This window comes from Acinetobacter sp. ANC 4470 (assembly GCF_002135335.1).
Lineage (GTDB): Bacteria > Pseudomonadota > Gammaproteobacteria > Pseudomonadales > Moraxellaceae > Acinetobacter.
Genome location: NZ_NEGC01000001.1, coordinates 277,149 through 290,671 on the forward strand (window position 1 = coordinate 277,149; position 13,523 = coordinate 290,671).

Annotated in this window: 12 protein-coding genes; 7 read left to right on the forward strand and 5 right to left on the reverse strand. The window is 38.0% G+C overall.

What is annotated here, in order from left to right; all coding sequences use genetic code 11:
• Positions 1 to 70: 70 nt before the first annotated feature.
• Positions 71 to 508 carry an SRPBCC family protein gene (locus tag B9T25_RS01280; RefSeq protein ID WP_086186689.1) on the reverse strand — a complete coding sequence of 146 codons (438 nt, stop codon included), beginning with the start codon at positions 506 to 508 and terminating at the stop codon, positions 71 to 73.
• A gap of 285 nt (positions 509 to 793) precedes the next feature.
• On the opposite strand from B9T25_RS01280, the gene B9T25_RS01285 reads away from it, so the two are divergent.
• The gene (locus B9T25_RS01285; protein WP_086186690.1) at positions 794 to 1,297 is read left to right on the forward strand and encodes a YqiA/YcfP family alpha/beta fold hydrolase; all 504 of its coding nucleotides are present in this window, start codon (positions 794 to 796) and stop codon (positions 1,295 to 1,297) included.
• 43 nt (positions 1,298 to 1,340) lie between these two features.
• On the opposite strand, the gene B9T25_RS01290 is transcribed toward B9T25_RS01285, so the two are convergent.
• Entirely contained in the window at positions 1,341 to 1,883 is a 543-nt protein-coding gene (locus B9T25_RS01290; RefSeq protein WP_086186691.1) for an adenine phosphoribosyltransferase, read from the reverse strand.
• Positions 1,884 to 2,402: 519 nt separating this feature from the next.
• On the opposite strand from B9T25_RS01290, the gene rubA reads away from it, so the two are divergent.
• From rubA to B9T25_RS01315, 5 genes are all read left to right on the forward strand, one after another.
• Positions 2,403 to 2,567: a rubredoxin RubA gene (gene rubA / locus B9T25_RS01295; protein ID WP_086186692.1), complete on the forward strand. Its 165-nt coding sequence runs from the start codon at positions 2,403 to 2,405 to the stop codon at positions 2,565 to 2,567.
• 65 nt (positions 2,568 to 2,632) lie between these two features.
• The gene (locus B9T25_RS01300) at positions 2,633 to 3,811 is read left to right on the forward strand and encodes an NAD(P)/FAD-dependent oxidoreductase (RefSeq protein WP_086186693.1); all 1,179 of its coding nucleotides are present in this window, start codon (positions 2,633 to 2,635) and stop codon (positions 3,809 to 3,811) included.
• A 56-nt stretch (positions 3,812 to 3,867) separates the two neighbouring features.
• A complete protein-coding gene (estB, locus tag B9T25_RS01305; protein WP_086186694.1) occupies positions 3,868 to 4,815 on the forward strand; it encodes an esterase EstB in 948 nt (315 codons plus the stop codon).
• 6 nt (positions 4,816 to 4,821) lie between these two features.
• The gene (oxyR, locus tag B9T25_RS01310) at positions 4,822 to 5,727 is read left to right on the forward strand and encodes a LysR family transcriptional regulator OxyR (RefSeq protein WP_086186695.1); all 906 of its coding nucleotides are present in this window, start codon (positions 4,822 to 4,824) and stop codon (positions 5,725 to 5,727) included.
• Between the two features lie 558 nt (positions 5,728 to 6,285).
• Positions 6,286 to 6,870, forward strand: a complete 585-nt coding sequence (locus B9T25_RS01315) for a response regulator transcription factor (protein WP_171262693.1) — start codon at positions 6,286 to 6,288, stop codon at positions 6,868 to 6,870.
• A gap of 98 nt (positions 6,871 to 6,968) precedes the next feature.
• Here B9T25_RS01315 and ppk1 read toward each other — a convergent pair whose 3' ends face one another.
• Positions 6,969 to 9,050 carry a polyphosphate kinase 1 gene (ppk1, locus tag B9T25_RS01320; protein ID WP_086186697.1) on the reverse strand — a complete coding sequence of 694 codons (2,082 nt, stop codon included), beginning with the start codon at positions 9,048 to 9,050 and terminating at the stop codon, positions 6,969 to 6,971.
• Positions 9,051 to 9,471: 421 nt separating this feature from the next.
• On the reverse strand, positions 9,472 to 10,146 hold the full coding sequence (mtgA, locus tag B9T25_RS01325) for a monofunctional biosynthetic peptidoglycan transglycosylase (protein ID WP_086186698.1): 675 nt from the start codon (positions 10,144 to 10,146) through the stop codon (positions 9,472 to 9,474).
• Between the two features lie 79 nt (positions 10,147 to 10,225).
• Between mtgA and B9T25_RS01330 the strand changes: the two genes are divergently transcribed.
• Positions 10,226 to 11,038: a rhomboid family intramembrane serine protease gene (locus tag B9T25_RS01330; RefSeq protein WP_086186699.1), complete on the forward strand. Its 813-nt coding sequence runs from the start codon at positions 10,226 to 10,228 to the stop codon at positions 11,036 to 11,038.
• A gap of 24 nt (positions 11,039 to 11,062) precedes the next feature.
• On the opposite strand, the gene B9T25_RS01335 is transcribed toward B9T25_RS01330, so the two are convergent.
• The gene (locus B9T25_RS01335) at positions 11,063 to 13,522 is read right to left on the reverse strand and encodes an ABC transporter permease (protein WP_086186700.1); all 2,460 of its coding nucleotides are present in this window, start codon (positions 13,520 to 13,522) and stop codon (positions 11,063 to 11,065) included.
• Between the last annotated feature and the right edge of the window lies 1 nt (position 13,523).

Consider the following 13,523-nt stretch of genomic DNA (forward strand, 5'->3'; position numbering starts at 1 on the left):
AAATTTCGTATGACTTATTGCCAAACAAAAGTATTGATTTACTGAAAACAACTTCCTTTAATTCATATTTTTAGGCTTCGGCTAATAGTTTGACCTGTTCAAAACCCTTTTTAAATGCAATCACCATCATTTCTAAATATTCTTGGGTGGTTTCTAACTCAACTCTCAATTTTGTTTTTCCATTGAAGCCTTCAAGGAAGTATTTTTCCAATGCACCACTCCATTTCTTGACTTCTTCACTGTCTAAGTCTTCAACACCATCTTGCAACATACCTAAATGTTTAAAAGCCACCACTTTAAATTCGTCTAATTGGTTAATCGTAGAAACCATACCATCACCATTGGCATCTAAAAAAACAGTTCTACCATCTACCGTCCAATCTGAATGCATAGTCGAACCCGGCGAAAAATATTGTGTCCATTGTGTATAGCTCTTTGAATCCCACAAAACTTGCCATACTTTTTCCGGAGAAGCATGAATCAAAATTTCATAATTTAAAATTTCCATAGTTCATCTCGTTCAGCATCATTGTTATATAAAAGTATTTATATTTCTTTTTGAATGCTATGTATGTTTGGTTACAGCCATAATTTAGACTTTTAGCGCTCTATTTTTAATCAAAAATTTATTTTGTAAGTTCGTTTACACTACTAGTTCAGCCCGCCTCTTAGACCAAAAGCTAACTTCTTTGTTCAGCAGAGTCCCTTACAATAAGTTAAGCAAAATAGTTGAAAAGGAAACTATTCAACTCTTTCTATCTTTGTAAATAAAGACAGAGTGAACGATAAAATAATGAGTACATGTACTTCAAAAATCTTATTTTTACATGGACTAGATTCTTCTCGTGAATCGACCAAATTCCATGCCATTGATGCTAACCATAAGTATTGCATCGATATCGATTATCGCAATCTCACTTTTCAAACTGTAGCCAATTTTTATCATGATATTATCGCCAAAATTAAACCTGAAATCTTAGTGGGACACAGCTTAGGTGCTTATTGGGCACTCAAAATGTCAGCCTTACACAAAATTCCAGCAATTATTGCCAATCCAAGCCTTAACCCAAATTTTCGTGAAGACTACCCGCCGATTGCCGAAGTTGATCTTGAACATGAGATTGCTCAAATTGCTTATTTAGAGCTAGGTGATGAAGTACTGGACATGTACACAGTTAAAGAACAACTTGAACCATATATGCTTGTTCAAGCCGTTGAAGGTGGGCATCATCGTTTAGCCAGCCCTGAAAACTTAAATGATTTAATTCAACATCTGCAAATACATTTTTTGAAGTAAAAAAGCCTTGGATTAACCAAGGCTTTTTATCATTTATTATCTTTTATGCAACAGCTTGTTCTGGCTGAGATTTATCATTTAGCACCGACCAAACAGTCAAACCCAAATCAGTATGTAAGTCAGGTAAATCTAGGAAAATACTAGCACCCAACAGTTCATGGTTACATTTATCTACCAATTGTTTAACTGCTTTTAAAGTGCCACCCGTTGCCAAAACATCATCCACAATAATAATTTTTTGCGGCTCAATTTCAGCAGACATTTCCAAACGATCCATACCATATTCTAAACTATAACCCACACCAACCACTGGCGGCGGTAACTTACCCGCTTTACGAACCAATAATAAACCTTTGTCTAACCGCTGTGCCAACAAGCTCGCAAGAACAAAACCACGTGCTTCAACAGCAACAAAACTATCCACTTCTTGCAACTTTTCAGCAGGAATACTGGCAATTAACGCATCGGTTAATAGCTCAATATTGCCCATAAATAATGGTGTCAGATCAAAGAAACAAATTCCATGTTTAGGGAAATTTTGCACAGTACGAATTTTAGACCACAAAATAGTAGACAGATTGCTCATGGGGAGAAAAGTAATTTAAAAGAGAATATATCAATTTTAGCGCTTTATACACTGAATGACCAGTAAACGACCTCCAATAAAATACAACAGAACACAAAGCTAGAACACAAATCTATGATTTTATTATATAAATTTTTAAATAAATTATAGGTATAAATTTAACCAATCCTAAAATAACAAATCCAGTATTCTTTTCCTCCTCGACCTTAGTCTAAAGGCTGACTTCTGAACTTAAAAAATGATCTAAAGCTTTATATACTTCTTTTCTTTATGGTTATTTAAAAGTTTATATTGTTAGACAAAAATGATATTTAAGTATTTTTATGACAAGTTTTGTCCTCCTCTGCAATTCTGCTTTCAAATTCACTCACTAAACTCAGATATTTGCTTTACATTAACAATAGAACTGCGTAAAAATTTGCATGAATATGTACATTGAAAGTCATATTATTAGAGTCAAGCTATATATGGAATTTTACTGACTTAACTTTTTAAAAAGTCAGTGCTTTGGAGAGTCAAATGAAAAAGTATCAATGCATCGTTTGTGGATGGATTTATAACGAAGCTGAAGGTTGGCCACAAGATGGTATTGTCGCAGGCACGAAATGGGAAGATATCCCAGATGATTGGACATGCCCAGACTGTGGTGTATCAAAAATTGATTTTGAAATGGTTGAAATCTAATCATTGATACAAAAGACCATAGTACATGGTCTTTTTTACATCTTATAAAAAGTTTGGAGAACATTATGCATCCTATCGTCATTATTGGTTCAGGTATGGCCGGTTATACCGCAGCACGTGAGTTTCGTAAGCTAAATCCCGAGCATGAGCTGGTCATGATTTGTTCAGATGATGCGGTAAACTATGCTAAACCCACGCTGTCAAATGCTTTAGTTGGCAATAAAGCACCCGAGCAAATTGCTTTAGGTGATGCAATTAAAATGAGCGCTCAACTGAAAATGCGTATTGAAGCGCATAGTTGGGTCAAAGAAATTCAGTCCGAACAACACCAACTCATTTTAGAGAAAGAGGGTCAACAAAGTACTCAACCCTATTCAAAACTGGTTCTTGCCGTGGGGGCAAACCCTGTTCGATTAGCGATCGCAGGCGATGGTAGTGATGACATTCATGTGGTTAACAATTTGAACGACTACAAAGAATTCCGGAAAAATCTTGCTCAACATCAAGATAAACGTGTCGTGATTCTAGGTGCAGGTCTGATTGGCTGTGAATTTGCCAATGACTTACAAAACACTGAACATCAAGTCACTGTGATTGATTTAGCTTCAAGACCTTTGGGACGTCTCATTCCTGAATATGTTGCATCGTCGTTTCAAGAAAAATTAGAAGATATTGGTATTCATTTTGTATTAGGTACAACAGTTGAAAAAGTCATCAAAGTTGAAAATGGCGACTACCAAATTACCTTAGCTAATGGTCAATCTGTTGTTGCAGACATTGTACTTTCTGCGATTGGTTTACAACCCAACTTAGAATTAGCAAAAACGACGAATATTCATTGTAGTCGTGGCATTTTGACCAATGGACTTTTAGAAACCAATCAAGTAGATATTTATGCCATTGGTGACTGTGCAGAAGTGAATGGTCTACTGCTACCTTACGTCATGCCAATCATGCAACAAGCCCGTGCTTTAGCCAAGACTTTAAATGGTGAAAATACTCATGTTCACTACCCCGCAATGCCTGTTGCAGTGAAAACACCGACCGCACCACTGACTGTACTTCCAGCACCCATTGACGTAGATGTCACTTGGGAGACAGAAGAACTAGAAGATGGCATGATTGCCAAAGCGCTAGATAGTCAAAATACCTTACGCGGTTTTGTGCTCTTGGGTTCAACCGCAGCAAAACAACGTTTAAGCTTAACTAAATTAGTACCCGACTTGATTCCTGTAGCAGTTTAAGGTTTTAATACAAAGGACATTTTCAAAAAATGTCCTTTTTTAGGGGGAGAATAACAATGAATAACAGCATACTAAAATTTACGGGCTCTCCATATACTTCTTTTATGCATGAAACCAAAGTCAATTTAAGCAATGGCATTGAGCTGCATGTCGAAATGGGTGGAAAACCTGAACATCCTGCCATCATGCTCATTATGGGTTTAGGCGCGCAAATGTTATTCTGGCCTGATTTTTTCTGTAAATCACTCATAGACCAAGGTTATCGAGTCATTCGTTTTGACAATCGCGATATTGGGTTGTCTTCAAAAGTTCGTCATTCAGGTCCGCGACTCAATACATTAAAACTCATGGGTCGTTTTGTTTTAGGTTTAGAAAACCAAGGCGCACCATATAATTTATATGACATGGCTGAAGATGCTGCATTGTTAATTGATCATTTAGAACTTGATAAAGTCTCCGTGATTGGGGCTTCAATGGGTGGTATGATTGCGCAAATTCTGGCAGCAAAACATCCTCAAAAAGTCAGCAACCTAGGACTAATGTTTACCAGTAACAATCAACCGTTACTCCCTCCCCCTTTTCCAAAACAACTTTTTAGCCTGATTGGTAAGCCTGAATCTACAGACGAAGATGGTATTGTGAATCATAGTGTAAAAGTATTTAATATTATTGGTTCACCTGGATATATCAACCAAATTGAGCTAATTCAAACCGCACGCAAGTTATATCAACGAAGTTATTATCCAGCGGGTGTACTTCAACAGTTTTTAGCAATATTATGTACTGGTTCTTTGCTACAATTGGGTAAGCAAATTCAGCAACCTACCCTCGTGGTACATGGCTCTCGGGATCGTTTACTTCCACCGAGTCATGGCAAAGCAGTTGCAAAGGCAATTACAGATGCTAAGTTTGAATTAATTGACGGAATGGGGCATGATATCCCTCCGCATTTTATTCCATATCTTAGCGGATTATTTGCTGATCACTTTAAATCAAAACATTAGGACACTATGGCTGCATTACCATCTTTAAGACAGCTGTCATACCTCGTTACGCTGTCTGAAACGCTGCATTTCACTGAAGCTGCGCGTCGTTCATTTGTGACCCAATCGACCTTGTCAGGCGGGATCATGGAGTTAGAGCGCTTGTTAGGTGGAGTACTCGTTGAACGCGACCGCCAAAATGTACGTTTAACTCCGCTAGGCGAGCAGGTTGTTGCCCGAGCCCGTGTTCTATTGGCAGATGCACAAGACTTGATGCGTTTAAGTCGTGAGATGAGCGAGCCTTTAACTGGTGATTTACATTTAGGGATCATTCCAACCATTGCGCCTTTTCTTTTGTCGAAACTTTTAGATGAAGTACATAAACAACTTCCTAAAATTCAGTTGCATTTGCACGAAGCACAAAGTGAAAAAATTGTCGAAAAACTAGAACATGGCAATCTTGATATGATTGTTCTGGCTCTACCTTTTGATACACGTGGCTTAAAAGTTGCTGAAATCGCAAAAGAAAATCTTTATTTGGTTTGCCATAAATCAGACCAAAATGCGAATAATGCAAACTCTTTAGATGACTTAGATCTATCACGCTTAGTCCTGCTTGAAGAAGGTCATTGTCTACGTAATCATGCTTTGAGTGCTTGTCCAATTGGTGAACGCAAAAATGATCATCGCTTAAAAGCAAGTTCATTGCCAACATTGGTAGAAATGGTTTCTTCTGATTTAGGCTTTACCCTACTTCCTGAAATTGCAATTCATACCAATATGATTAAAGCAAATCCAGATTTAGTGGTCAAAGCGATTGATGCCGCACCAAGTCGCACCCTTGCATTGGTGACGCGTAAAAGCACCCCTTTGCAAAGTGAATTTGACGTGCTGTTGCAAATTTTTCAAAAAATCACTAAAAATCTTCACTAAAAAATAATCGATATATTAAAAGGAGTCATGGCTCCTTTTTTTATGTTTAATTTTTTATACTTCCTGTTCGCTTCACACTAATCGCCCACGTACTAAAGCTAAAAATATTTTTCATTTTTCATTCAATAAAAAAATAGCCTATCTATGCAACAGATAAGCTATTCAAGGTAATAAACAGATTATGACTCCATAGAGCAATAAAATATTCGATTCCTGATGAGTTGGAGTACTACTATTAGCCAAACTAATAAGACGTGCTGTCATAGTAGAAGCTTCAATATGTTTTTTATATCCCCATAAATAGGGATTTTTCATTGCCCAAAAGCACTCAATTCCAAACAAAAAAAACAGGTTGAAACAAGATCACAATAAAATATACATTTTTTAAATATGTATTATTCAACAAATACTTAAGTTCACTTTAAAGCTTATAAATTACCAATTTCTTGGGATAGCACTTTAATTCGCTTTAGAGTAAAGTGACTCAATAAAATCGAAAATGATTGTGAGAAATGCCTAGTGGGTGAACTAATGTTACCTGTTCCTATCATGATGATAATGGATCAACCAACTTTTAATAACCTATCAGAAAGCATTCTCATTCGGTTAGGTTATCCTGACGAATTGATGATTTACACCAACAACCTCACTGAAGCTGAGCAATTATTACAACAACATTTACCCAATTTAATCTTGATTGATTTGTATCTTGATCAGTCGAAAAGTATTTCATTGATAAAAAAAAATAATAAAATTCATCCTGATGCACATATTATTGTGCTCTTAGCCCAGCAAGAAACGTCTTTACTGTTTGATGCGATTCAAGCGGGTGTACAAGGTTATATTTTTCATGAGCACACTGAAGCAGAAATTTTAAATCATATTAAAACCATTTTGCGTGGCGGAGCGCCAATCCATTGCGCTTTAGCACAGTATATTTTGTCGCATCAACTGAACTTTAATAACACCCGATCAACAACTGCAATAAACCACCCCATACACCTTACAGCGATTGAAAGTGATATTTTAAATTTAATATTAGATGGACTTAGCCCACAACAAATTGCACAACAGATTATTGTGCCCTTATATATAATCGAAGGCTATATTAAAAATATTTATCAAAAAATTGCCTGCTTATAACATTAAGCATGCCTAATTTACTTTGATCCCAAAACCACCATCGAGATAAAATAAAAGAGTCCGAAGACTCCTTTATTTTATCTACTGACTATAATAAATTATTTAATCAGATCTAATAATATTCTTTGCGCATTATGCGGTGCTTGACCTGCCTTAACTTGAGCACGTACCCAAGTTCCATCTCCTTGCAATAACCATGCTTGTTGATTGTCTTGTAAATAAGTCAATAAACCTTGCTGATAAATACGTTTTTTTAGCGCTGGATCTTCAACTGGGAAACACGCCTCAACGCGATTAAATAAATTACGATCCATCCAATCGGCACTTGAGCAATAAATTCGCGCATTGCCATTATTACCAAAGTAATAAACACGGGTATGTTCTAAGAAACGCCCCACGATTGAACGCACTCGAATATTTTCTGAAAGCCCAGGCAAACCTGGACGTAAAGAGCAAATAGAACGAATAATTAAATCAATCTGCACGCCTGCTTGAGATGCTTCATACAACTTGTTAATCAGCTGCATTTCAGTTAAAGCATTCACTTTGACAATGATTTTTGCAGGCTTACCCGCTTTGGCATTGGCAATTTCTTCATCAATATAATTCACAAGTTGCGCATGTAAGGTAAATGGCGCATGCAGAAGTTTCTTCAACTTCGCCATTTTCCCCATCCCTGTCAATTCTTGAAAAATGCGATGTACATCTTCACACAGCTCTTTATCTGTGGTGAGTAAGCCATAGTCAGTATAAATACGCGCATTGCCTGCATGATAGTTACCTGTGCCCAAATGCACATAACGCACAAGCTTGTTATTTTCACGGCGTACCACCAAAATCATTTTGGCATGGGTTTTATAACCGACAATGCCATATACCACCACAGCACCCGCTTCTTGCAGTACATTTGCCACTTCAATATTCGATTCTTCATCAAAACGTGCACGCAATTCAATAACTGCGGTGACTTCTTTACCATTGCGCGCCGCTTCTGCAAGCACTTGCACAATTTCAGAATCTGGACCACTACGATACAAGGTTTGCTTAATCGCAAGCACTTGCGGATCACGTGCAGCTTCACGCAATAAATTAATCACGGGTGCAAATGATTCAAATGGGTGATGTAACAGAATGTCTTGCTTCTGCATGGCAGAAAAAATATTTTCAGATTTTTTCAGAACTTTTGGAATAATTGGCGTATGTGAATCATAACGTAAATGTGGACGTTTAAAATTCGAGAGTAAGCGCGCAAGATTAACTGGACCATCCACTTTATAAAGTTGATCTTTTTCTAGATCAAACTCGTTAAGTAAATATTCATAGATGTGTTCAGGACAATTTTGGGTCACTTCTAAACGTACCGCACGACCAAAACGGCGTGAGTTCAATTCGCCTTTCAATGCTTTGGCTAAATCTTCAACATCTTCATTTAATGCCAAATCAGCATTACGTGTTACGCGAAATTGATAGCAACCTGTAGCGGTCATGCCAGGAAACAAATCAGACACATGTTCATGAATAATGGCAGACAACATAACATGATGTTCTTTGCCATCGGTCAATTCATCGGGTAAGCGTACCACGCGAGGTAATGAACGCGGTGCTGGAACAACCGCTAAATCAATTTGACGACCAAAGGCATCTTTCCCTTCCAAGGTCACAATAAAGTTTAAACTTTTATTCACTAAACGCGGAAATGGATGGGCTGGATCTAGGCTAATTGGAGTAAGAACGGGGGCAACTTGTTCTTGGAAATACTTTTTAATCCAAGCTGACTGAGCAGGTGTAAGCTCACCACGGCGTAAAAAACAGATGTCTTCTTCACGTAGTTTAGGCAAAATTGTTTCATTTAAAATACGGTATTGACGTTCAATTGCTGCGTGTGCTGTTTTAGAAATGGTATCTAGTACTTGTTTTGGGGTTAAACCATCAGGGCTACGACTTTCATTGCCTAAGTCGAGTTGCTCCATCAAACCAGCAAAACGTATTTCAAAAAACTCATCCAGATTACGGGAAAAAATAAGCAAGAAATTCATGCGATCAAGCAAAGGATGCAGAGGATCAACTGCCTGTTCTAATACACGAAGATGAAAATCTAGAATAGAAAGTTCACGGTTAATATAGCGATCATTATATGTATATTCTATTTGTGTAGGAGATGGGTCTGCTGCAGTATTCATACCTAACCTATGCTTATTCGAAAGTAATTCGTATTCACATAAGTATGCTTCAAAATTGTGACAATTTCATAAAAAAAGCCCAATAATTTATAATGCTGATCAGTTAAGGAATTTTACAATTACCCCCTTAGCTTTTTTGTTATTCACGACGGAGTCTTATCATTTTAAATCAAAGTTTTGGAGCTCGTTTGTTCTTTTGTTTTGCCAAAAGAACCAAAAGCATTTGTCATCCGCAAAACTCGTCAAATACCTTTTATTGATCAATTCATCGCAGAAACCTTACTTTTTCAAAGTGATTTTGCCTCGAACAGTTGCGGATGACGTTTCCGTGTATCGAATAACATCATGAATTTTAAAAAATGCCAATCAATCTATTAACTAACAGGCATTACAATAATCTATGCTTTTTTCTGGAGTTATTTTAAGGAATATGGCTATAACGCATATATTTTTGAATCATACGTTTACGATACTTTAATTTTCGATCTTCACGATGATCTTGATAATATTTGGGATTGGGTAAAATGGCAGCTAAGAAAGCGGCCTGATCACGCGATAAATTTTTCGAACTTTTACCAAAATAATGCTGTGTTGCTGCTTCCACCCCATAAATATTTTCACCAAATTCAACTGAATTTAAATATACTTCTAAAATCCGTTCTTTTGACCACACGCGCTCCATCATCCACGTGGCAACTGCTTCTTGACCTTTACGTAAAAATGAACGCTTATTATATAAAAATAGATTTTTCGCCAATTGCTGTGAAATAGTTGAGCCACCTGCAACCACTTTACCCTTATCTTTATTACGTTCTAGGGCAAATTGCATGCCAGCCCAATCAAAACCTTTGTGTTGTAAAAACTTACCATCTTCCGCTGCAACCACTGCATGTTTCAAATAGTCACTAATTTGATCATAATCACGCCATTCATGTTTGATTGGCTTAGAAGGTTCTGACCAATAATCTATCCGCATCATCATGGTAGTTTCGACTGGATGAGTCCGCCACCAGACCAAACTTGCAAAAACCCAAAGTTGCACTAAAAGCACCAAACTGACAAGTATTAACAAACTACGAACAATAAAAGCTTTCATGTCAGTGAGTTACTCCAAAATATCTATTTTTTCGTGCTAAGCTTGAAGCTAAATATAGCAAAGATTATAAAAGAATAGCATGACTGAACTTTCACCTCCCACAATTCGAAGGAAACCCGAGGTTCACCTTTGGTGGCTGACTGCACTTTTTATTGCCATTAATGTCAGTTTATTTCTCTGGCAGGTGCTTACAGGGGTAAATATTAGCAGTCCGAGTCTGGTCGATGCTATTCATTGGGGAGCCGATTATGCGCCTTTAACCTTTTTAGAGGAACCCATTCGGCTGTTTACTAGCATGTTTTTTCATTTTGGCTTAATCCATTTAATGCTGAACATGTGGGCACTCTATATTTTTGGCAGTGTTGCCGAGCAGCTTTTTGGTCGGTTTTATTATTTAGGTTTATATATTTTTGCAGGTCTCATGGGCAGTTTGCTCAGTGGTTTTCTCGACATTCAAAACACCTTTGAACTGCTGCAAAGCAATGACCCCAAACTTTTTCCAACCGTTAGTGCTGGTGCTTCTGGTGCAGTAATGGGAATTGGCGGTGCATTGACTGTTTTATCCTTATTTCCTGTTTTACCCAAACAACGCTTTATTTTAGATAAAAAAACTTTGGTCATGGTAATGGGCATTAACTTATTGATTGGTTTCACCATGCCCGGAATTAATAATGCAGCCCATATTGGTGGCATGCTTATGGGTGCCCTATTGGCGATTATTTGGTACATGGGACAACGGATACATAAACCGAATTTAGGTATTTATGTGGGCTTGGTTGTAGGCGCGGTGACATGTTATTTATTTTATGATTACTGCATTCAACAAGTTCAAATCCTTGAACCTATTTGGCAGCAAATCCTTACCGCTATGCGCGCAAAACTTCATTTTTAAGCTTTATGAAGTCATAATGAGAGATCATTGATTGATCTCTCGCAAACTTTGTAAGGGTGGAATATCGCAAAGGTAACTTAAACGATAACGTCCAATTAAAGCACACAGTAAAGTCATGAGAATCGGTAAAATCAACCAAATTTCCCAATGTGCCTGAATTACCAAATTCATTTTATAGCTCGCAATGGCACTAATTACTTCTGCAAACAGACAGGAAACCACACCTGCCACAAATCCAATAAAACCAATTTCCAAACTCATCATTTGTTTTAACTTTTGTTTAGAACTGCCAAACGAACGTAGCAAAGCCACTTCACGTTTACGTTCATCCATCAATAAATTCAAGCAGGCGACGAGTACCAAAACACCTGACACACTCACCAATAACGCCAGAATGGTAATAATTTGCACCAACACATTTACTAAACGTTTGACTTCATCCAAGATCAAACTGACATCAATAAAAACAGTATTGGAAAATTGCTGAATCACAGGAACCAATTGCTTTTTATTCTGTTCTGGCACATAAAAACTACCTAAATAACTGCCTGCATTTTCATCCATAGTTTTGGGTGCAAAAATAAAGAAAAAATTGGGGCTAAAGCTTTCCCATTCCACACTACGCAAATTAATGACTCTGGCGTGAACCAAACCTTCAGGCAAGCTAAAGGTCAGCCGATCACCGATTTGAATCCCTAGTTCTTCCGCAGTTTTGACTTCAACAGATACATCACCGACCTGCTTTAATGCTGCGCTGCCCTGCACTATTTTATTGTCAGTCGGATATTCTGTGGTTTGAGTTAAATTTAATTCACGGCGTAAAGCGTTATTGCTTTTCAGTAATTGCTCTGCAAAGGGCTGATCATTTTTCGACACCAGTCGCCCGCGGATATTAGGATATAACGGTGTACTCTGCCAACCCTGTTGTTCAAGCTGGGCTTTGAATACAGGCATATCAAACGGTGGTAAGCCGTAAACAAATTGATTAGGTCTGCCTTCAGGTAATTGTTGCTGCCAACGCTCCAGCAAATCCGTTCGTAACACCGCCAATACGGTAATTAAACTTAAACCCAATGCCAAAGCGGTAATTTGAAAAGCTGTTTGATAAGGCGCACGTACATAAGCTGAAATGGATATTTTTAAGCTTTTGATTAATTTCAGCCCGCCCCAAATGAGTAAATACAGCACAGTGCACAGCAGAATAATCGCACCAATGACCCAAGCGGTGAGCACAATATTTTCAGTCAGTACAATACTAAATAGCACCAAACTTGCCGTGCCCATCAGTAGCATCCACAGCATCGACTGCACAGATTTTTCTTGCTGACGAATGACACGAATAGGCGGTGTATTCAGCAGTTGCCATAAACTTGGCACAATAAATCCAAGCAACACTACAGCACTGGTAAGCATGGCGATAGGCAAAGGCCCAAGCAACATATCAAACACAGAAAATTGAATGTGCAGATGCGGAATCAACTGTAGCATCAGTTGCAACAAGCCATAGCCGAGTGACACCCCCGCTAAACTCCCAATCACCATTGCAACCATTAAAACCACGCTCAATAAAGCCAAGTACGCGTTAAGAATCTGAGCTTTCGTTGCTCCAATACAGCGCATGAGCGCAATATAATCCTGATTTTGTTGTACATAGCGCTGACTGGTTAAGGCAATGGCAATACCACATAACAAAATAGTCAAAATATTGGTCAGTTGTAAAAAAGTATCTAAATTAGCAATCGGCTTCATTAAACGAGTATTGCCTTCGCTGGCATTGCGTAACCTAAGACTCGTTTGTTCATTCTCGCTTGGCGTTTCAGCACCTTGCTGCAATTTGAAATTTTGTTCAAATTGCTTGTTTTGTTCTGCCGTACCCGCCATCAATAAACGATATTCAACCCGACTCCCAACTTGAATCGCATGGGTTCGAGCAACATCAGCTTGAGCAATAATCACGGTAGGTGAAAAACCTGAAAAGCCTAATTCCTGATTGGAATCATGTTGAATTTGAGCCGTGACTTTGAAGGTTGCATCGGCAATATGAACCGTATCACCTACTTTGACATGTAGTAAGTCCATAGCACGAGCGCTGAGCCAAACCTCTCCTGCTTGAATTTTATCTGCTGTTGGTACAACACGAATGTCTCCACGTAACGGAAAGGCGTCATCAATGGCTTTCACATTGACCATCACAAATTGCTCATGAGTATGCGCCATTGAACTAAATGTGGTGACTTTAGATTGTTGTAGTGCTAATTGGTTTGCTTGATCTTGCCACTTTTTTTCCAGTGGCTCATTGTCGCTCAGAACCAAATCCCCTGCCAGCATTTCAGCAGCTTGTAATGCCACGGCATTTTGAATTTGTTCATTACTAAATTTCAATGCAGTTGTCGCACTAATTGCCAAAACCAGAGCAATGATCAGTAAGTAAACACCGCTACTTTTAAAACTTTGTTTGAGTAACGGTTGAAATAAAGGGTTCATT

Excerpts from the sequence above, each read along its gene's own strand:
- B9T25_RS01280 (WP_086186689.1), bottom strand. The coding sequence starts at position 508 with ATGGAAATTTTAAATTATGAAATTTTGATTCATGCTTCTCCGGAAAAA.
- B9T25_RS01285 (WP_086186690.1), top strand. The coding sequence starts at position 794 with ATGAGTACATGTACTTCAAAAATCTTATTTTTACATGGACTAGATTCT.
- B9T25_RS01290 (WP_086186691.1), bottom strand. The coding sequence starts at position 1,883 with ATGAGCAATCTGTCTACTATTTTGTGGTCTAAAATTCGTACTGTGCAA.
- rubA (WP_086186692.1), top strand. The coding sequence starts at position 2,403 with ATGAAAAAGTATCAATGCATCGTTTGTGGATGGATTTATAACGAAGCT.
- B9T25_RS01300 (WP_086186693.1), top strand. The coding sequence starts at position 2,633 with ATGCATCCTATCGTCATTATTGGTTCAGGTATGGCCGGTTATACCGCA.
- estB (WP_086186694.1), top strand. The coding sequence starts at position 3,868 with ATGAATAACAGCATACTAAAATTTACGGGCTCTCCATATACTTCTTTT.
- oxyR (WP_086186695.1), top strand. The coding sequence starts at position 4,822 with ATGGCTGCATTACCATCTTTAAGACAGCTGTCATACCTCGTTACGCTG.
- B9T25_RS01315 (WP_171262693.1), top strand. The coding sequence starts at position 6,286 with ATGGATCAACCAACTTTTAATAACCTATCAGAAAGCATTCTCATTCGG.
- ppk1 (WP_086186697.1), bottom strand. The coding sequence starts at position 9,050 with ATGAATACTGCAGCAGACCCATCTCCTACACAAATAGAATATACATAT.
- mtgA (WP_086186698.1), bottom strand. The coding sequence starts at position 10,146 with ATGAAAGCTTTTATTGTTCGTAGTTTGTTAATACTTGTCAGTTTGGTG.
- B9T25_RS01330 (WP_086186699.1), top strand. The coding sequence starts at position 10,226 with ATGACTGAACTTTCACCTCCCACAATTCGAAGGAAACCCGAGGTTCAC.
- B9T25_RS01335 (WP_086186700.1), bottom strand. The coding sequence starts at position 13,522 with ATGAACCCTTTATTTCAACCGTTACTCAAACAAAGTTTTAAAAGTAGC.